General features: G+C 29.7%; 15 protein-coding genes and 1 other RNA gene. 7 read left to right on the top strand and 9 right to left on the bottom strand.

The annotated features are described in order from the left end of the window. Positions 1-149: 149 nt before the first annotated feature. The 3 genes from Q1A46_RS15030 to Q1A46_RS15020 form a co-directional block, all read right to left on the bottom strand. Positions 150-1,946, bottom strand: coding sequence for a cytochrome-c peroxidase (locus tag Q1A46_RS15030; RefSeq protein WP_299680469.1), 1,797 nt, complete (start codon positions 1,944-1,946; stop codon positions 150-152). Between the two features lie 4 nt (positions 1,947-1,950). Beyond that, positions 1,951-3,474 (bottom strand): phosphatase, encoded by a 1,524-nt coding sequence (locus tag Q1A46_RS15025; protein WP_299680467.1) that lies wholly within the window; start codon positions 3,472-3,474, stop codon positions 1,951-1,953. A gap of 221 nt (positions 3,475-3,695) precedes the next feature. After that, positions 3,696-4,169 carry a Dps family protein gene (locus tag Q1A46_RS15020; protein ID WP_299680464.1) on the bottom strand — a complete coding sequence of 158 codons (474 nt, stop codon included), beginning with the start codon at positions 4,167-4,169 and terminating at the stop codon, positions 3,696-3,698. 103 nt (positions 4,170-4,272) lie between these two features. On the opposite strand from Q1A46_RS15020, the gene Q1A46_RS15015 reads away from it, so the two are divergent. Continuing rightward, positions 4,273-5,211, top strand: a complete 939-nt coding sequence (locus tag Q1A46_RS15015; RefSeq protein WP_299680461.1) for a LysR family transcriptional regulator — start codon at positions 4,273-4,275, stop codon at positions 5,209-5,211. A gap of 53 nt (positions 5,212-5,264) precedes the next feature. Here Q1A46_RS15015 and Q1A46_RS15010 read toward each other — a convergent pair whose 3' ends face one another. Beyond that, positions 5,265-6,887 carry an ABC-F family ATP-binding cassette domain-containing protein gene (locus tag Q1A46_RS15010; protein ID WP_299680458.1) on the bottom strand — a complete coding sequence of 541 codons (1,623 nt, stop codon included), beginning with the start codon at positions 6,885-6,887 and terminating at the stop codon, positions 5,265-5,267. 184 nt (positions 6,888-7,071) lie between these two features. Between Q1A46_RS15010 and Q1A46_RS15005 the strand changes: the two genes are divergently transcribed. Both Q1A46_RS15005 and Q1A46_RS15000 read left to right on the top strand, forming a co-directional pair. Continuing rightward, positions 7,072-8,430: a hypothetical protein gene (locus Q1A46_RS15005; RefSeq protein ID WP_299680456.1), complete on the top strand. Its 1,359-nt coding sequence runs from the start codon at positions 7,072-7,074 to the stop codon at positions 8,428-8,430. A 117-nt stretch (positions 8,431-8,547) separates the two neighbouring features. Beyond that, positions 8,548-10,365, top strand: a complete 1,818-nt coding sequence (locus Q1A46_RS15000) for a DEAD/DEAH box helicase (RefSeq protein ID WP_299680453.1) — start codon at positions 8,548-8,550, stop codon at positions 10,363-10,365. Positions 10,366-10,410: 45 nt separating this feature from the next. On the opposite strand, the gene Q1A46_RS14995 is transcribed toward Q1A46_RS15000, so the two are convergent. Next, positions 10,411-11,283, bottom strand: coding sequence for a LysR family transcriptional regulator (locus Q1A46_RS14995; RefSeq protein WP_299680450.1), 873 nt, complete (start codon positions 11,281-11,283; stop codon positions 10,411-10,413). A 156-nt stretch (positions 11,284-11,439) separates the two neighbouring features. Between Q1A46_RS14995 and Q1A46_RS14990 the strand changes: the two genes are divergently transcribed. Continuing rightward, positions 11,440-11,832 (top strand): nuclear transport factor 2 family protein, encoded by a 393-nt coding sequence (locus Q1A46_RS14990; protein ID WP_299680447.1) that lies wholly within the window; start codon positions 11,440-11,442, stop codon positions 11,830-11,832. 69 nt (positions 11,833-11,901) lie between these two features. On the opposite strand, the gene rny is transcribed toward Q1A46_RS14990, so the two are convergent. The 4 genes from rny to Q1A46_RS14970 all read right to left on the bottom strand — a co-directional run bounded on the left by rny (position 11,902) and on the right by Q1A46_RS14970 (position 14,283). After that, entirely contained in the window at positions 11,902-13,467 is a 1,566-nt protein-coding gene (gene rny, locus Q1A46_RS14985) for a ribonuclease Y (protein WP_299680444.1), read from the bottom strand. 60 nt (positions 13,468-13,527) lie between these two features. Beyond that, positions 13,528-13,633: non-coding RNA, 6S RNA (ssrS, locus tag Q1A46_RS14980), on the bottom strand. Positions 13,634-13,689: 56 nt separating this feature from the next. Continuing rightward, positions 13,690-13,980, bottom strand: coding sequence for a cell division protein ZapA (locus tag Q1A46_RS14975; protein ID WP_299680442.1), 291 nt, complete (start codon positions 13,978-13,980; stop codon positions 13,690-13,692). A 12-nt stretch (positions 13,981-13,992) separates the two neighbouring features. Continuing rightward, on the bottom strand, positions 13,993-14,283 hold the full coding sequence (locus tag Q1A46_RS14970) for a hypothetical protein (protein ID WP_299680440.1): 291 nt from the start codon (positions 14,281-14,283) through the stop codon (positions 13,993-13,995). A gap of 147 nt (positions 14,284-14,430) precedes the next feature. Between Q1A46_RS14970 and Q1A46_RS14965 the strand changes: the two genes are divergently transcribed. From Q1A46_RS14965 to Q1A46_RS14955, 3 genes are read left to right on the top strand one after another with little or no spacing between them, the layout of a single operon-like run. After that, positions 14,431-16,125 carry a M23 family metallopeptidase gene (locus tag Q1A46_RS14965; protein ID WP_299680437.1) on the top strand — a complete coding sequence of 565 codons (1,695 nt, stop codon included), beginning with the start codon at positions 14,431-14,433 and terminating at the stop codon, positions 16,123-16,125. A gap of 60 nt (positions 16,126-16,185) precedes the next feature. Further along, positions 16,186-18,579, top strand: coding sequence for a carboxypeptidase-like regulatory domain-containing protein (locus Q1A46_RS14960; RefSeq protein WP_299680435.1), 2,394 nt, complete (start codon positions 16,186-16,188; stop codon positions 18,577-18,579). Positions 18,580-18,585: 6 nt separating this feature from the next. Beyond that, positions 18,586-19,242, top strand: a complete 657-nt coding sequence (locus Q1A46_RS14955; RefSeq protein ID WP_299680432.1) for a hypothetical protein — start codon at positions 18,586-18,588, stop codon at positions 19,240-19,242. The last annotated feature ends 35 nt before the right edge of the window (positions 19,243-19,277 follow it).

The raw sequence follows: 19,277 nt of genomic DNA, 5'->3' as shown, positions 1-19,277 counted from the left end.
TGAGTTCGCTTTTTCTTGGATTCATTGTTATTCATAAAATAAGTCTAAATTGTGTAAACTTATTTCAGGACGGGACAAATAAAAAGCGAAAGCCTCATAAATTTATGAGGCTTTTTATCTTGTTGTGTATGTTAATAGTAAATATAACCTTAATTTTTACTATCATTTAATGTTTCCATGAATGCTATTACTGCTGCTATTTCTTCTTTAGAAAGTTTAAGATTATCAAAAGGTAAAGTTTGATAATCATTTTCAATTCCTAATCCTGCTCCACCACCTTTATTATAAAAATCCATAACTTCATCTAAAGTTGTATACACTCCGTTATGCATGTATGGAGCTGTAATTCCCGCATTTCTAACGGTTGGTGTTTTAAAGAAATGTTTACGTTCTGGTGTTTTAAACAATTCATATCGTCCTAAATCTGGAGATAATTTTGCATTTAAAGTATCTTTAGTAGCCGGAACTCCAATAAACTCTAATTCTGTATCTGTATAATTTGGAGGAACAGTTCCATTAAAAACTGGAGCAAAATGACAAGTAGCACACATTGCTTTTCCCATAAAAAGATTAAAACCTAATTGTTCTTCTTCTGTTAAGGTATTTTCCTCTCCTCGTATATTTTTATCAAACTTAGAATCGAATGAATTTAAACTTCTTATGTAAGATGCAATTGCATGTCTGATATTATAATCAACTCTTTTATTTTTATATAAATCTGATAACTTGTTCTTGTAAGTTTCATTATTAATTACTCTAGCTACCACTGAATCCATAGACATATTGAACTCATTATGATTTTTTACAACACCTACTACTTGTCCTTCTAAACTACCAGCTCTGGCATCCATAAAAAAAGCTTGTTGATAAGCCGAATAAGCAACTGTTGGTGTATTTCTAGTTTGATTTTTATCAAATGTTTTTTTACCATCAGTAAAAGCTAAATCTTTTACATGACATGTTGCACAAGCCATTGAATAATCTTTAGATAAAGATTTATCGTTAAATAATTCTCTACCGAAAATTATTTTCTCAGAAAGCTTTGTGGTATCGCTTAGTTGATCAGAAAAATAATCAATATTGAAAGCAGTATCAGAAAAAAGTGTTGTCATTGAGTTTGATAATGCCATTTCAAAAGGAAATGTTACATTCCAATCTTTTTGAATATCAACTAATAATTTCAACTGATAATCTGTATGCTTTTTTATGAATGTAAAACGATCGAAAGTATCAAAATCATGATCTAAGTCTTTTTGTGCTGCAATAATTTCTTCAATGAATTTATCTTTTAGTTCTTTAGATTTGAACTTGTCTTCATTCATTTTTACAATTTCAATTATTGTATTATAAGTATAGTTACTTTCTAATAAAGATTGACTTAACACTGGTGAATCGAACCCTGTAATACCAGTAGTTGCAATTCTTACTATTTGATCTCTTAACATCCAAATGATGTGATAATCCTTTAGTTTTAACGCAACATTTTTCTGGATTAATTTTAATCGATCTCTAGTTACATTAACTGCTCTATTTAATACAAGTGTATCAATTTGATCTTCGTATAAATTTTCTTCAATTACCTGAAAACCTATTGGATTGATCACTCTAGTGTCTTGAGATTCCTCTCCTTTAACTTGAATAATATTTGGTGCATTCAACGATTTGTAATTATTCTTATCTGAATACGCCAAAATTGGCTCCATTAATTTGAAATACTTTCTGGCAGTTTTGTAAAACTCTTTTCTTTCTGAAGAAGATGTACTTTCTAAATTTATCTTATTTAAATGAGTTATAGCATTAGATAAATAGTCATTATATAAAACATAAATATCTGTAGAAAAATCAGCTACAGCTACATATTTTTTATCTTCTTTACCACATCCGACCAACAAAAGCAAAAGACATACACAGAGGTATGCCTTAGCTCGACTTAATATGTCTTTCATTTTTTTATCTTTCTAATCCAGTGATAACGTGTAAAACTGAACCTTCTTTTCTATTTCCTAAATCAGGATTCGCTAATGGATCTGTAAATGAAGTTCCATCTGCAGGCTCCCATCCGTGATTTTGAGTAATTACGATAAATGTATTTTTACCATTGCTAACAATATCTGTTACATCGATCATACCTGTAATTTCCCAGTTTCTTGTGTTAGAACCATATCCCATATCAGCAGCTCTATTTTGATCACACTCTAATACAGTTTTAATTTCTCCTGTATTTAAATTGTATTGGTATAATTTAGCAAATCCGTTTACTGCTGTATCTAAATATCCATTTGGATCTTCTTGGATGTAAGCATAATTTTCAGTTACTAAAATATTATCTGGAGAATGGAATCCATCAGCTTTTCCACCAACTTTATCACCATCTAAAATACAAGTGATTTTAGCAGCTCCTGTTGGATCTGTATCATTTAATACAACTTTATAAATACGTCCTAAGAAAGTACCTTTACCCATTAATCCAGATTTATTTCTACCTGTAACAGCAAAGTAAAGTTCTCTTTGATTACCAGCAGATCCTCTTCTCCAGTCGATATCTTCTAAACGAGAGAATCCCATTACTCCTTTAGACTTAGCTTCAGCATCTAAAGCACTAATTTCAGTTTCAGTTAATTCAACAAACTCAGCATCATACTCAGTTCCTTCAACCATATCAACTTCATAGTCGATTCCAGCAGTAGTAACTTTTAATCCGTATAATTTACCAGTTTCTAAATCACCTCTATTTCCAACATACATTCCTAATTGTCCTGAAGGAACATCGTTATCTGAATGATCATCTCCAATAAAAGCAACTGTTTGATTTGGATAAGCATCTTTACCGATAACAACAGCATTTTCTGTAGACCATTGACCTAAAGCTGGCAATAATCTTCCTGTTCCAGCATCATCAGCTGATTTGTATGGATCTGTAGCGAAAACTCCTTTAGAAGAACCTCCCCATTCTCCACCAGATAAATACATTGGTCCGAAACCATGCTCTTCTGGACTAATCATAGACCCTGAACATTGAGCAGTTTCTGCAGTTGCTGCAGCATTTAAAATATACTCTCCAGCAGTTGGCTTTAAGTTTTTATCTAATTTAATTCTAGCAATAGAATAATCAGCTTCTATGTTATTAATTAAAGTGAAAGTTCCGTCAGCTTCTCTTAATAATCCAGCTCCATCTGCCATAGACCCGTAAACGAAATCTGGTGTATTAGGAATAATATCTTCAGAAGATAAAATTGGAGTTATTTTTAATCCTACGAAATCACTAGTTACTTTTAAAAAATTTGGTGTTTTAGAAGATGTTAATACAGCAGTGGCGTCTTGACCGTCTTCCCCATCTTGACCGTCTTGTCCATCTACTCCATCAATACCATCTTTTCCATCTACACCATTCATTCCATCTTCACAAGAATAAAATGTAGTAGTAGAAATAGCTAATGCTAATAAAGCAGCTACACTTAATTTAAGTTTTTTCATGTGTCCTTATTTAGTTTTGTTAATTAATATTTACCAGGCAAAACAAAGGCTCAGATTTAAACTTTAAGTGATCAGTATTTTAATTTCTTTTTAATAAAAAGTTACCTAAATCAATTAATCTTTAATAATTAGAACTAATATAAATAAGAAGATTTTTATAAAAAAAAGAAAAGTGATAACAATAATGCAATCACTTTTCTTTTTTAATTTATTCTTGTTATCTACTTGGTTAACCAAGCATTAAACATCCAAATTGTTTTTTCTTGTTCTGCGATAAAATCGCTCATCATAGAATTTGTTCCTTCATCGTTAGCTTCATCAGATAATTCTAAAATTTCTCTTTCTACGCTTAATAATGTAGTTAAAGAACTCACTATTAACTGTATTGCTTGTTCATCGTTACTTATACTTTTACCAACTGTAACGTTACCATTATGTAAATAATCTTCAAAAGTATGTAAAGGCTCACCTTGCAAAGTCAGAATTCGCTCAGCGATTAAATCTATTTTTAATTGGGCATCTGTATATAATTCTTCAAATTTCACATGCAATTCAAAAAAGTTTTTCCCTTTAATATTCCAATGTAATCCTCTCAAATTTTGGTAATGAATCTGAAAGTTGGCTAATAATGTATTTAGTTCTTTTACTAATTCTTCAGATTTTGCTTTATCTAATCCTATTATTGTTTTAGTCATAATCGTTTTTAATATTTCTTTTTTCAAAATTATCTCAAAATAAAAAGAAACTACTATTAGTATAATTGATAGTTTTAATATATTTATCGAAAATTATTATAGAATGACTATAACACAGTTAAAATATACCTTATCTGTTGCAGAACATAAAAACTTTACTGTAGCTGCTGAGCATTGTTTTGTTACTCAGCCTACACTTAGTATGCAAATTCAAAAACTAGAAGAAGAATTAGATGCTAAGATTTTTAACCGCTCTAAAAAACCAATAGAATTAACTCCTGTTGGAGAAAAAATAGTTGAACAAGCTAAAGTTATTGTAGATGAAAGTAATCGAATTATAGATATTGTTCATCAGCAAAAAGGATATATCGGTGGTGAATTTAAATTAGGAATTATTCCTACAGTTATGCCTACTTTATTACCTATGTTCTTAAAAAACTTTACTAGAACTTACCCGAAAGTTCAGTTGGTGATTGAAGAATTAACTACAGATGAAATTATTAGGAAGTTAACTGATGGATATATTGATGCTGCAATAGCTGCCACTCCATTAGGCAATGAAGCTATAAAAGAACGAGTTTTATATTACGAACCTTTTGTCGGATTAATTCCTAATGAACATCGCTTGTTTTCTAAATCTAAATTAGATGTTGAAGATTTAGAATTAGAAGATGTTTTATTATTAGAGGATGGACATTGTTTTAAAAACAGCGTTATTAATCTATGTAAAATGAATAAGAAAGATGATGATAAAAAGTTTCATTTAGAAAGTGGAAGTTTTGATACGCTAATTAAGTTATCTAAAGATGGTTTAGGTATGACACTTTTACCATATTTAAATACTTTAGATTTATCTGAAGAAGACAAAAAATATTTACGTGAATTTAATACTCCACCACCTGCTAGAGAAGTTAGTTTAATTTATCACAAGTCGCAGTTAAAAATGCAACTAATTGAAGCTTTAAAAAGTAATATTGATGGTATTATTAGAGGTGCAATTGCTTTTAGTGATGTAGATATTATTAGTCCAATTAAAAAATAAGTATTTGTTATAACAGGAAATAAAAAAAGGAAGCTAAAAAGCTTCCTTTTGTTTTATGCGTACATTTTTTCTCTTAATTCTTTAACTTTAGAATCATCTAAATAATCATCAAAAGTTGCATACTTATCAATAACACCATTAGGTGTAATTTCTATAATTCTATTTGCAACTGTTTGCGCAAACTCGTGATCGTGAGTTGTAAATAAAACTGTTCCTTTAAAATTAATTAAAGAATTGTTCAGAGATTGAATTGACTCTAAATCTAAGTGGTTTGTTGGTTCATCTAACATTAAAATATTAGCTCTAGTCATCATCATTCGAGATAACATACAACGTACTTTTTCTCCTCCAGATAAAACATTACTCTTTTTTAATGCTTCTTCTCCTGAGAAAATCATTTTTCCTAAGAAACCTCTTAAGAATACTTCTTCACGCTCTTCTTCAGTTTGTGCATACTGACGTAACCAATCTACTAAGTTTAATTCTCCATTTTGGAAAAACTCAGAGTTATCTGCTGGTAAATATGACTGTGTAGTTGTTACACCCCAATTATATTTTCCTGAATCAGCTTCGATATTTCCTGCTATAATTTGATAGAAAGCAGTAGTTGCTTTTGAATTTTTAGAAATTACTGCAACCTTGTCTCCTCTATTTAAATTGATGTCAACATTAGAGAATAATAATTCTCCCTCTGCATCAGTTTTAGATAAACCTTCAACATTTAAAATTTGATCTCCCGCTTCTCTATCTCTTTCAAAAATAATAGCTGGATATCTTCTACTTGATGGTTTAATATCTTCAACATTAAGTTTTTCGATCATTTTCTTACGTGAAGTAGCTTGCTTAGATTTTGCTACATTGGCAGAAAAACGACGAATAAACTCTTCTAATTCTTTCTTTTTATCTTCAGCTTTCTTGTTTTGTTGTGCTCTCTGTTTAGCAGCTAACTGACTTGATTCATACCAAAAAGTATAATTTCCAGAAAAGTGATTTATTTTACCAAAATCAATATCAGAAATATGAGTACAAACTGCATCTAAAAAGTGACGGTCGTGAGAAACAACAATTACTGTGTTGTCATAATTTGCTAAGAAATTCTCTAACCAAGCAATAGTTTCAAAATCTAAATCATTGGTAGGCTCATCCATAATTAATACATCTGGACTTCCAAATAACGCTTGTGCTAATAAAACACGTACTTTTTGCTTACCATCTAAATCTTTTATTAAAGAATAATGTAAATCTTCTTTTATTCCTAAATTAGATAACATTGCAGCTGCTTCAGAATCGGCATTCCAACCATTCATTTCTTCGAACTGAACTTGTAATTCTCCAATTTTCTCAGCATTCTCATCAGTATAATCTGCATATAAAGCATCGATCTCTTTTTTAATCTTATAAAGATCTTTATTTCCCATTACAACTGTTTCTAGAACAGGAAATTCATCAAATGCATAGTGATCTTGGGATAAAACTGACATTCTTTTTCCTGGTTCTAAGTGAACATGACCAGAAGTAGGATCTATTTTACCTGATAATATTTTTAAGAATGTAGATTTACCAGCACCATTTGCACCGATAATACCATAACAATTACCTTGAGTAAACTTCGTGTTCACTTCATCAAATAATACACGCTTTCCAAATTGAACGGATAGGTTAGAAACTGATAACATTATCTACTTTTTAAATTTCGATGCAAAAGTATAAAAACTGTGGGCTTTTGAAAGCATTTGAACAGCAAATATTTATTTTATTAAAAATGATTCTATTTTGTTAATATTAACACCGAATTAACAACATAATATTACTCTTATTTCTATTTTTGGTAGCTGAAAAATAGACCTTTCTAACAAGAATATGATTAAATATATAGTACCTTTAATTTCGATTTTCTTAATTAGTTGTGCTACTTCAAAGGATGAAAATTTTACGTATGTAGGTGGAAAAATTATACATCCAAAAGGTGATTTTGTTATTATTTATAATAATGAAAGTGAAGTTGTAGATTCTATAAAATTAAACACAGATAATACTTTTTTAGGAAAATTAGATAATATTAAAACTGGTTTGTATTATTTCAAACACGGACCAGAAACTCAATATTTATATCTAGAACCTCAAGATAGTTTGCTTATGCGTTTAAACACTTGGGGATTTGATGAGTCACTAGTTTTTAGTGGTAGTAATGCAGAAAAAAATAATGCGCTCATTGAAAATTTCTTAATTAATGAAAAACAAGTAAAAGATTTCTACAAGTACAATAAGTTAACTCCTAATGACTTTTTAAAAACATTAGATTCATTAAAAAAACAGAAAGACGATTACTTAAAAGAATTTAAAACAAGATCTGTTAATATTTCTGAAAATTATCTTGATGTTTTAAAAGTTGTTTTATACTATCCTCTATATTCTAAGTTAGAAACTTATGCAATAAACAACAGATTAAGAGATCAGCCTGACAGTATAAACGAAAATAATTTTATTTCACATAGAAAAGATATTGGTATTAATGGAGATTCATTAATGTTCTTTCCTCCTTACAGAAAATATGTTTACAACAATATATATTATGATGTTTATGCAAAAAACATTAAAGATGAAAGTGATGAATTTACCATTTCTGTTTTGGAAACTGTAAATAGTAAAATAGAATCTACAGATTTAAAAAACAGACTTTTAAAAGAATCTATAATTCGTCATTTTTATTCTAAGAAGAGTTGCGGATTAAATAAAAAAGCGTATAATTTATTTACAGAACTTTCTTCTAATGATGCAGATAAAGATCTTATTTCTAGATTACTCTCTGACGTAAAACATATACAAAAAAACAAACGCTTACCTGAATTTACAATTCACACACCTCAAGGTTCTATAGAAGGTATCAAAGATATTGTAAGAGGTAACAATACCGTAATATATTTCAGAAATAAAGAAATTTCACCAGATAATTGGGTTGCTTCAAGAATGAATTACTTAATCCGTAAAAACCCTAATATTCAGTTTTTAGTAGTAAATATAGATGATCGTAAAAACGAGTATATTAAAAAACTAGATATTAAACACCAGTTTTATCTTGATGAAAATAGTCATGCTCACAACTTCTTAACTAGTAAATATCCAAGAACAATATTGGTAAATAAGAAAGGATTTGTAGTTAATAGTTTTTGCGCTCTATCATCTGAAAAAATAGAAAAACAAATCACTGAACTTCATTAATTTAGCTTTATTCCATTTATTTGTTTTTATTTCACTACTTTTGCCGCGTCCAAAAAAATAATATAAATATTTAGAATTCATGGATAGGGCATCTGTGGATTCGATTAAATTCACAAAATGTCAATAACTTTTTCTGACTTAGGTTTAAAAGAACCTATTAATAAAGCGTTGGTAGATTTAGGTTACGAAACACCTACAGTAATCCAACAAAAAGCAATTCCACAAATAATATCATCTAAAGACGATTTAAAAGCATTTGCACAAACCGGTACTGGTAAAACTGCTGCTTTTAGTTTACCTATTGTGGAACAAGTAGATGAAAACAGCAATCATACTCAGGCGATAATTTTATCCCCTACTCGTGAATTAGCTGTTCAAATTGGAAAAAATATTGAAGACTTTTCTAAATATATACCTAACTTAAATGTTACTACCGTTTATGGAGGTGCTAATATTGAACAACAAATTAGACAATTAAAAAAAGGAGTTCAAATAGTAGTTGGTACGCCAGGTAGAACTGTTGATTTAATAAGAAGAAGAGCTTTAAAACTTAATAATGTAGATTGGTTAGTTTTAGATGAAGCTGATGAAATGCTTAACATGGGATTCAAAGAAGAACTAGATAAGGTTCTTGATGCAACTCCTGATACTAAACAAACATTATTATTCTCTGCAACTTTTCCTAGAGAGGTTGAGGCTATAGCTAAAAACTACATGGAAAATCCTGTTGAAATAACTTCAGGAGAGAAAAACCAAGGATCTGACAATGTAACACACGAGTTTTACAATGTTACTGAGAAAACAAGATATCCAGCACTAAAACGTGTAGCTGATGTAAATCCAGACATTTATGCAATTGTCTTCTGTAGAACAAGAAGAGAAACACAATTAATTGCTGATTTATTAATTCAAGATGGATATAATGCTGATGCTTTACATGGTGATTTATCTCAAGCACAAAGAGATAGCGTTATGGAAAAATTCAGAAAAAAGAACATCCAAATGCTTGTTGCTACAGATGTTGCAGCTAGAGGTTTAGATGTAAATAACTTAACTCACGTTATAAACCATAAATTACCAGATCAAATAGAAAACTATAACCACAGAAGTGGTAGAACTGGTAGAGCTGGTAACAAAGGGGTTTCTATTGCTTTAGTTAATAGAAAAGAAAGAAGTAAACTTTCTCCTATAGAAAGAATTTTAAAGAAAAAATTTATTCAAACTCCTATTCCAACAGGAAAGGAAATTTGTGAAAAGCAATTATTCCATTTAATTGACAAAATTGAAAAATCTGAAGTTAATTCTACAGAAATCGATAGCTTTTTACCTAGTATTTATGAAAAATTAAGTACATTTTCTAGAGAAGAACTTATTCAAAAGTTTGTTTCATTAGAATTTAATTCTTTCTTATCATATTACGAAAATGCTCCGGACTTAAATAAAATGAGTTCGAGAGATAGAGACAGCGGTTCTTCAAGCAGAGGCGGAAGAATGTCTAGTGAAAACATGACACGATTCTTTATTAATATTGGAAGGAAAGATAGACTTAATCCTGCTAAATTAATGGGATTGATTAATGAACAAGGAATTAATAAGAACGTAGAAATTGGTGCTATTGATATTTTAGATACTTTCTCTTTCTTTGAAATTGATAAGAACCACGAAGCTCAAACTTTAGAGGTTTTTGAAGAAAATCAACCAGATTTTAATGGTAGAAGAGTAAATATAGAAATTACTAAAGAACGAAAAGGAGGCGGAAGAAAACGCTCTGGAGGAGGAAGAAGACGAAATGGTGGTGGTTCTGACAGATCTTCTAATGGAGGAAATAGAGGTTTTGGTAGAACTAGAAACAAAAGTAATAACAACTCTTCTGGTCAATCATCTGAGAGAAGACGCAATAACAACAACAGTTCAAGAAAAAATAGACGTAGATAAAAATCTATTTTATAAATATTAAAAGCCGCTTTTAAAGCGGCTTTTTTATTTTGATTTAGAAAAATGATCTTCAAAATTTGAAATAAAATCATTAATGTATTTTTTCAACTTATCTTCTTTTCTAAAAACAATATAATGTATTCTTTTAACTCCATTACTTCCCAATTTTTTAAACGTTAACTCTTCTGAAATTTTAAATGAATTCACTGCCCAAATTGGTACACATATTAACCCCATATTTGCTTCTACCATTTCTAAAGCTACTTCTGTTAAAGGAACTGCTGAAATTTTCTTAGGTATAATTTTATTAGGCTTTAAAAAGTTATTGTAAACGGAAACTGTTTCCAATGGAAACGAATGGATTATTAAATGTTCATTTTTAAAATCATCAGCACTTAAAAATTCTTTTCTACTTAGAATATTTTCTTTGTTTACAATTGCAAAGATTTCATCATTATATACTTCTACTTCCTCTAAATCTTTATGATCTGGTTTTTGAGTCACTATTGCTATATCTATTTCTTTTGATAATATTTTAGGTATAGGCTGATGGGTTGCTTCAAGTATTATATCGATAGTGATCTCTGGATATAATACACCCATTTTTTGAATAAAACCAGAAATCCCTTGATAAAAACTATAACACTCAGTACTTAATTTAATATTTCCTTTAGAACCACTTTTAATTTGTTCTATTTGTTCAAAACCTACTTTAATCTTTTCAAGAACGTCATTTCCCAACTTATACAACTCCTTACCTTCTTCTGTTAAGATCCATTTATTTCTTGACCTTAAAAACACTTTAAATCCTAACTGTAATTCTAATTCTCTTAATTGATGACTTAATGCTGACTGTGTTAAAAACAATTTTTCTGCAGAATTTGCAATACTACCTTCTTCAGCAATAGATTTTATCAATTTAAAATATTTGATTTCCATATATAACAAAGCTACTAATTTGTCTAATAATTCATCATTGAATAAAATTCAATTACATATTAGAAACTCTCAGTTTTAAAATTACAGTTGAGCTCAACTTAAAATTAATTTTGATTAACCTTAAATTTAATTACAATGAAAGAAAAAACAACTAAAAATTCACTTGAATTAATAAATGCGATACAAATATATTTTGACGCTATACATTATTGTGATGTACAAAAACTTAATGCCATTTTTCATGAGAAGTCGAGTCTTTTCGATGTAGATAAAGGAAATGTATTTGTAGAATCTATTACTAGTTTTAGTAAGGACGTAGCTGGAAGAATATCTCCTGCTAGCAAAAATCAAAAACCAGAATATGAGATTTTGATGATCGATATGTTATCTTCATCTTGTGCTACTGTGAAAATAAGAATTAGAGCTCATGAAAATATATTTGTAGATCATCTTGGATTTGTAAATGGAGAAAACGGATGGCAAATAGTTTCAAAAATTTGGCATTTAGAGCAAATAATCAATAAGTAAAATAACCTCATAAAAAAAGTACGAGCAAATTGATGCTCGTACTTTTTTATGAATTATTTGTTTAAAAAACTATTTCGCTACGTTTACAGCTCTAGTTTCTCTAATAACAGTAACTTTTACTTGACCAGGATATGTCATATCATTCTGGATTTTTTGTGAAATATTGAATGATAATTCAGCAGCTTTTTCGTCATTAACTTTTGTGCTTTCTACCATAACTCTCAACTCTCTACCGGCTTGAATCGCAAAAGCTTTTTGAACTCCACTAAATCCGAAAGCAATATCTTCTAAATCTTTCAAACGTTGGATATAGCTATCTAAAACTTGTCTTCTTGCTCCAGGTCTAGCTCCAGATATTGCATCACAAACTTGAACTATAGGTGCAATTAAAGTTTTCATTTCTATTTCATCATGGTGAGCTCCAATTGCATTACACACATTTGGCTTTTCACCATACTTCTCGGCCCATTGCATTCCCAATAATGCGTGAGGTAATTCACTTTCTGTTTCTGGAACTTTACCAATATCGTGTAATAAACCAGCTCTTTTAGCTGCCTTGGCATTTAACCCCATTTCCGCTGCCATTATACCACATAAGTTAGCAACTTCTCTAGAGTGTTGTAATAAATTTTGACCATAAGAAGAACGATACTTCATTCTACCTACAGTTTTAATTAATTCAGGGTGTAACCCATGAATTCCTAAGTCGATAACAGTACGTTTACCTACTTCTATAATTTCTTGATTGATTTGTTTTTCTGTTTTTCTAACGATCTCTTCAATTCTTGCTGGGTGAATACGACCATCAGTAACTAATTTGTGCATCGACAAACGAGCAATTTCTCTTCTTACTGGATCAAAACAAGATAATATAATTGCTTCAGGTGTATCATCAACAATAATTTCTACTCCTGTAGCTGCTTCTAGAGCTCTAATGTTTCTACCTTCTCTACCAATAATACGACCTTTAACATCGTCTGATTCTAAATTAAATACAGAAACACAGTTTTCAACTGCTTGCTCTACTCCTACTCTTTGAATTGTATTTAAAATCACTTTTCTAGCCTCTTGTTGAGCAGTCATTTTAGCTTCTTCAATAGTTTCTTGAATAAAACTCATTGCATCAGTTTTAGCTTCTTCTTTTAAAGAAGCAACTAATTCTGTTTTTGCTTCATCTGCAGAAAAACCAGAGATTTGCTCTAACATATCTACATGACGCTTATGAAGTTTCTCTAATTCTGATTCTTTTTTATCTAAAAAGTCTAACTTATAATCTAAATCAGCTGTTTTTTTCTCTAAAGATTGGCTTAATTTTTTGTTTTTATCTAACTCAGAAGATACTCTAGATTCTTTATCTCTGATTCTTTTCTCAACATCAGACATTTTCTTTTCTCTAGATAAAATTACTTTTTCATGCTCAGATTTAAGCTCTATAAATTTTTCTTTTGCTTGTAAGATTTTATCTTTTTTTATTGCTTCGGCTTCTACTTTAGCCTCTTTTAAAATATTTTCAGCTTCTTTATTCGTTTCCTTAAGTAATTTGTTTGCCTTAGATTTTTCTAAAATCTTAGCTACAATAAAACCAATTACAATACCAACTACTCCAGCTAAGATTGGCATAACTAAATCTTCCATATCAATGATTTGATTATATATATTTATTTAATAAAAAAGCCCACATTAGTATGGTTTTATAAACTCCTTAAAAACAGGTTTAGAACTAACTGGCTGATCAAGGATCCGAACTAACGGCTTGCTTTACTAACCAAGACTCATTCTTTTTAAAGATATAGTGTTGAGTTTATTAAACTAATGTACTAATGTAGGCAGTATCTTACTTATTACTATGTAATGAACTTATTTTAAATGAGCTTCTAATAAATTAGTTAACTCATTCACTTTATTTTTTATCTTATCAGACTCATTTAACGCCTTAATTGTATTTATTTCTAATTTCGAAGCAAACTGTAAAGCACACATAGCAAGTACATCTTGTTTATCTGCAACAGCATAATTTTGCTCGAAACTTAAAATTAAATCATTAATGTTTTTTGCTGCTTTACGCATTCCTTCTTCCTCTTCTGTTGAAGTTACAATTAAAGGATACGTTCTACCAGCAATAACTACATTAACTTTTATTTTATTCATTTTAAAGAACTTTTACGAATTCAAGAGTAAGATACATTTATCTATTTCTCGAATTAAAGCATTTATTTTGAGTTTGGTATTTCTCGAATCTTCATTACTGCCTTCCATAGTTTTAGCTACTTTTAAAAGATCAAACTGTTTTTTTTGTTCTTCTAATTGCTCTTGTTTTTTACTTAATAAAATTTGTAACTCACCATTTTGTTGAAGCAACACCTCGTTCTCTTCAATAAGAAACTCGTATCGGACAAATAAGTCTTTTAACTTAACTTCCAGTAAATGAATTGCTTCTAATGTGTTATTCATTTATTAATAAAAATAAACTATTTCAACAAAATTAACAATCTCTTTTAACAATCACAACTCTTTACCCCTTTTTTATAAATATCACTGATTATCAAACGAATACATTTTGGTATAATTTTAGTACTTTCGTTGGTAAACAGATATGCTTTGAAACATTTACATACTATACTTTTATTATTCACAATTAGTGTTGGTTTTTCTCAAAGAAAATACTCTCAAAGTTATTTTTCCAACCCTATGGATATTCCTGTAGTTGTTGCTGGAACATTTGGAGAACTGAGGAGTAATCACTTCCATTCTGGAATAGATTTAAAGACACAGCAAAAGGAAGGAATACCAATTTTAGCTCCTGCTAATGGTTATATATATCGTATCAAAGTAGCTCAATATGGTTTTGGGAAAGTTTTATATGTAAAGCATCCTAGTGGTTTTACAACTGTTTTTGCACATTTACAAAGGTTTTCTCCTAAAATTCAGAAGTACGTAAAAAGCATTCAATACAAAAAGAAAAGCTATTACACAGGAAATTTATTCCCAGGAGAAGAAAAATTCCCTGTTAAAAAAGGAGAAATTATAGGATATTCTGGAGATACTGGAAGTTCTGGAGGACCTCATTTACATTTTGAAATAAGAGACTCTAAAACAGATAAAATTATAAATCCATTACATTTTGGATTAGCAGTTAAGGATACTAGAAATCCAATTATAGAAAAACTAATGGTATTTCCTCTTGATACAAATGCAAGGGTAAATAATGCTAATGTTAAATCTATTATTCCTATCAAAAAAGTTGACAAAGGTAAATATGTATCTCAAAGAATTGAAGCTAGTGGAACTATTGGTTTAGGTGTTGTAGCTTTTGACAGACAAGATGATGCTATGAACCGAAATGGAATTTATAGTTTAGAAATGAATGTAAACGGTGAACGTGTTTATTATCATGATGTAGAAACTTTTTCGTTTGCAGAAAGTAAGTATATCAATTTATTAATTGATTATGATCATTATGGAAAATTCAAGAAGAAATTTCAAAAAACACATCGAGTTACAAAAAACAAGTTAAGCCTTTATGAGAACTTAATTAACGAAGGAAAATTAAATATTGAACCTTTGGCTAGTTACAATATCGAAATTATAGCTAAAGATTTTGAAGGTAATGCTTCTAAATTAAGAATTCCCATAAAAGGAGTTTCAAAAAATGAGCTTGACGTTAAAAAGGATACTACTGAGTATAAAATTACTGCTGTAAATTTTAATAAGTTTCAGAAAGAAAATGTAACAATTGCTTTTCCTAAGAACTCATTTTATCACGATTGCTATTTAAATTTTGATGTTAATGATGGAATAGCAAAAATACATGAGCCTACAATTCCTTTAGATAAACGTTTTACATTAACCTTTAACACTTCTCATTTAAACACTAAGAAAAAACAACAAGTATATATTGCTAATGTTACTAAGAAAAAGTACCCTAAATATGTTTCAACAAAAAAGAAAGAAAATAAAGTATATACAAATCAGAAAACATTAGGAAGCTATACATTAAAATTAGATTCGATTTCTCCAAAAATCAATTTGGTAAATTTTGCAGATCAACAATGGATTACCAAGAATAAAACACTTAAAGTTAAAATTAAAGATGAAGAATCTGGTATTAAAGATTTTCGCGGTTATATAGATAATGAGTGGGTTTTAATGGAGTACAATCATAAAAAAGGAATTTTAACCTACGATTTTTCCGATAAAAAATTGGTTGGTAGCAAACATATCTTTAAAATTGTAGTTTCTGATAATGTTGGAAATACTGAAACCATTTCTGCAACGTTTTATCGTAAACCATAAGTCATTTTGAAAAAACTTCTATTCGCCCTTCTATTCCCTGCATTGATATTTGCTCAAAAAATGTCAACCGTTAAAGGAAAGATTACTAATAAATTCAAAGATCCTATTGAAGGAGTTGCTATTTCTTATTTAGGACAAGGAACTACCACAGATAAAAATGGTCTTTTTGAGTTTAAAATACCAGTACGAAAAACTGTAGCTGTTACTTTTTCTCATGTATCGTATAAAACTTTTACCAAAAAGTTTACGACAAGAGGTGTAAGAACAATTAAGTTTTCTCCTACTCTTGAAATTAAAAATCAAGATTTAGAAGAAATCATCATTAAGAACAGGAAAAAAGAAGTTCAAGGAATTACAGGTATTAATATTAAAACTGTAGAAACTAGTGTTGGAGCTAATTCTGGGATTGAAAATGTTTTAATGACTTTACCTGGTGTAAATAATAATAATGAATTAAGTACTCAATATAACGTTAGAGGTGGTAACTTCGATGAAAACTTGGTGTATGTAAACGGTATAGAAATTTATCGTCCGTTTTTAATTCGTTCTGGTCAACAAGAAGGTTTAAGTTTTATTAATACACATTTAGTTCAAAACATTAACTTCTCTGCTGGTGGTTTTCAAGCTAAATATGGGGATAAACTTTCTTCTGTTTTAGATATTACTTACAGGAAACCTAAAGAATTTCAAACTCAAGTTGACTTAAGTTTACTAGGTGGAAGTATCACTGTTGAAGATGTGTTTTTAGACAAAAAACTAAGCGCTGTAGTAAGTGCACGTTACAGAGATAATAGTTTGCTCGTAAACTCTAAACAAATAGAAGCAGATTTCAATCCGAATTTTACAGATATTCAAACTCTAGTAACTTATACTTTAAACGATAAAATCGATATTAATTTCTTAGGGAATTTTTCATTGAATAATTACGATTATAAGCCATTACGTAGAAGTACTCGTTTTGGTACTGTTGCCGATCCTATCGAGCTTACTGTATTTTATCAAGGTCAGGAAGAAGATACATTTCAAACTTTATTCGGTGCTCTTTCTGTAGATTATAAAGTTTCTGAAGATTTCAATTTAACAGGAACACTTTCTTCTTTCAATACACAAGAAGAAGAGCATTTTGATATTGCTGCTGCTTATCGTTTAGGAGAAGTAAATACAAATATTGGAGATGAAAATTTTGGAGAAGCAGATTTTACACAAGGAATAGGATCGCAAATAAATCACGCTAGAAATGATTTAGACGCTTTAATTACAAGCGCACAAGTTCGTGGTGTTTTAAAAGACGGAGATAATGAATGGAGAGCTGGTGTAAAATATCAAACAGAAAATATTAAAGACAGAATTCGTGAATGGGAAGTAATAGATAGTGTTGGTTTTTCTGTGAGACCTCCAGCTACAAATTTCATCAACGAACAACCTTATGTTCCTTTTACAGGACCAATAGAACCTTTTCAAAACGTTAGAGCAGATAACGAAGTAGATACGCATCGTTTTTCTGGTTTTGTTCAATTCAGTAGAAAAACTTCTTGGAACGAACACGACGTATGGTTTAATGTAGGTGTGAGAGCACAACATTGGTCTGTAAACCCAGTCGGATTAACTTCAAAAAGTCAAACAATTGTTAGTCCTAGAGCTCAATTTGCTATTAAACCAGATTGGGAAAACGACATGTTATTCCGACTCTCTGGTGGCTTATATGCACAACCTGCATTTTATAGAGAATTAAGAGGTTTTGATGGTCAAGTTAACCCAAATACAAAAGCTCAAAAAGCTATTCATATGGTATTAGGTAATGATTATAGTTTTAAACTTTGGGACAGACCTTTTAAACTTACCACTGAATTATATTATAAAGATTTAAGTGATGTTAACGCTTATTCTATCGATAATGTTCGTATTCGCTACAGAGCCGATAATGTTACTGATGCTTATGCATATGGTTTAGATATTCGATTAAATGGAGAATTTATACCTGGTAGTGATAGTTGGGTGAGTTTTGGTTACTTAAAAACAGAAGAAAACATAAATAATCAAGGATATATTGCTCGTCCTACAGATCAAAGAGTAAAATTTGGAGTTTTATTTCAAGATTATGTACCAAACTTACCAGATTTAAAAGCTTATTTAAATTTAGTATACAATACAGGAGTTCCTGGCGGAGCACCAGCTTATGCTAATCCTTATGATTTTCAAAATAGACTTCGTGATTACCGACGTGCAGATTTAGGGGTTTCCTATATTTTTGTTGACGCTAATAAGAAAGCTACAAACGGATTCTTAACTAATTTTAAAGAACTAACTGCTGGTATTGAGTTATTCAATATGTTTGATATTCAAAACTCTATTACAAACACTTGGGTACGCGATGTATTTAGTAAACGTCAATTTGGTATTCCTAATTTTATGACAGGACGTGTACTAAATGTTAAACTGAAAATGAAATTTTAAAGTGTTTTGAAAACTATATTTCTTCTTTTAAGTTTTATTGCTTTAGCTAGTTGTTCAAGTACAAAATATAATCAACAGATTCAAGCTTCTAGTGAAACACAAATTATTAATAGTCTGTTAGATAGTATATATACTATAAAATTATGTTATCCAGACTATCGCTTTTCTAATAAAAGTAATAAGAAATTCAGAGTAAATAAACGCAGATTGTCTTCTATAGAAGAAAGAGATACTATTCAGAAAATAGTACTTTTAAAAGATAATTCTCTTGATGAATTATTTTTAGAAGAAAAAACTAAAAGCTATGTTAAACGAAGATTAGGAGAAACTTCTATAGCTTATCAAGTTATAAAAAACTCTGAAAAGCTGGTTTCTTTACAATTTAACCCCGAACTTCTGAAACAAAAAAGAGTTGAATTTTTGACTAAAAAACAGGCAGAATTCAGAAACATAAATACTTCTCGATTTGGTAAACAAGATTCCATATTAAATGTAGGTTTTATGTATTTTTCCAGAGTTTATTACTCTCCAAAACATAACTATGGATTTTTTAAGTACACTTACATAGGAAGAGGAACTTGTGGTTTTAATGCTCTTATATTCTTCTCAAAGAAAAAGGAAAAGTGGCATTATGAACAAACTTTCGGTTTAGGTGTATTTTAAATCTGATTATTTGAAATAATATATCTTTACCGTTG

It is taken from the genome of uncultured Tenacibaculum sp., from assembly GCF_947502995.1.
In the GTDB taxonomy this organism is placed as follows: Bacteria; Bacteroidota; Bacteroidia; order Flavobacteriales; family Flavobacteriaceae; genus Polaribacter.
Note: the sequence above shows the minus strand (reverse complement) of the source record. Positions and strands in the feature narration are given on the sequence as shown.

Bases quoted from the DNA above. Each gene is read 5' to 3' on its own strand.
- Q1A46_RS15030 (WP_299680469.1), bottom strand. From the start codon at position 1,946: ATGAAAGACATATTAAGTCGAGCTAAGGCATACCTCTGTGTATGTCTT.
- Q1A46_RS14975 (WP_299680442.1), bottom strand. From the start codon at position 13,980: ATGAATAAAATAAAAGTTAATGTAGTTATTGCTGGTAGAACGTATCCT.
- Q1A46_RS15005 (WP_299680456.1), top strand. From the start codon at position 7,072: ATGATTAAATATATAGTACCTTTAATTTCGATTTTCTTAATTAGTTGT.
- rny (WP_299680444.1), bottom strand. From the start codon at position 13,467: ATGGAAGATTTAGTTATGCCAATCTTAGCTGGAGTAGTTGGTATTGTA.
- Q1A46_RS15000 (WP_299680453.1), top strand. From the start codon at position 8,548: ATGTCAATAACTTTTTCTGACTTAGGTTTAAAAGAACCTATTAATAAA.
- Q1A46_RS14970 (WP_299680440.1), bottom strand. From the start codon at position 14,283: ATGAATAACACATTAGAAGCAATTCATTTACTGGAAGTTAAGTTAAAA.
- Q1A46_RS15010 (WP_299680458.1), bottom strand. From the start codon at position 6,887: ATGTTATCAGTTTCTAACCTATCCGTTCAATTTGGAAAGCGTGTATTA.
- Q1A46_RS15020 (WP_299680464.1), bottom strand. From the start codon at position 4,169: ATGACTAAAACAATAATAGGATTAGATAAAGCAAAATCTGAAGAATTA.
- Q1A46_RS14990 (WP_299680447.1), top strand. From the start codon at position 11,440: ATGAAAGAAAAAACAACTAAAAATTCACTTGAATTAATAAATGCGATA.
- Q1A46_RS14960 (WP_299680435.1), top strand. From the start codon at position 16,186: ATGTCAACCGTTAAAGGAAAGATTACTAATAAATTCAAAGATCCTATT.
- Q1A46_RS15025 (WP_299680467.1), bottom strand. From the start codon at position 3,474: ATGAAAAAACTTAAATTAAGTGTAGCTGCTTTATTAGCATTAGCTATT.
- Q1A46_RS15015 (WP_299680461.1), top strand. From the start codon at position 4,273: ATGACTATAACACAGTTAAAATATACCTTATCTGTTGCAGAACATAAA.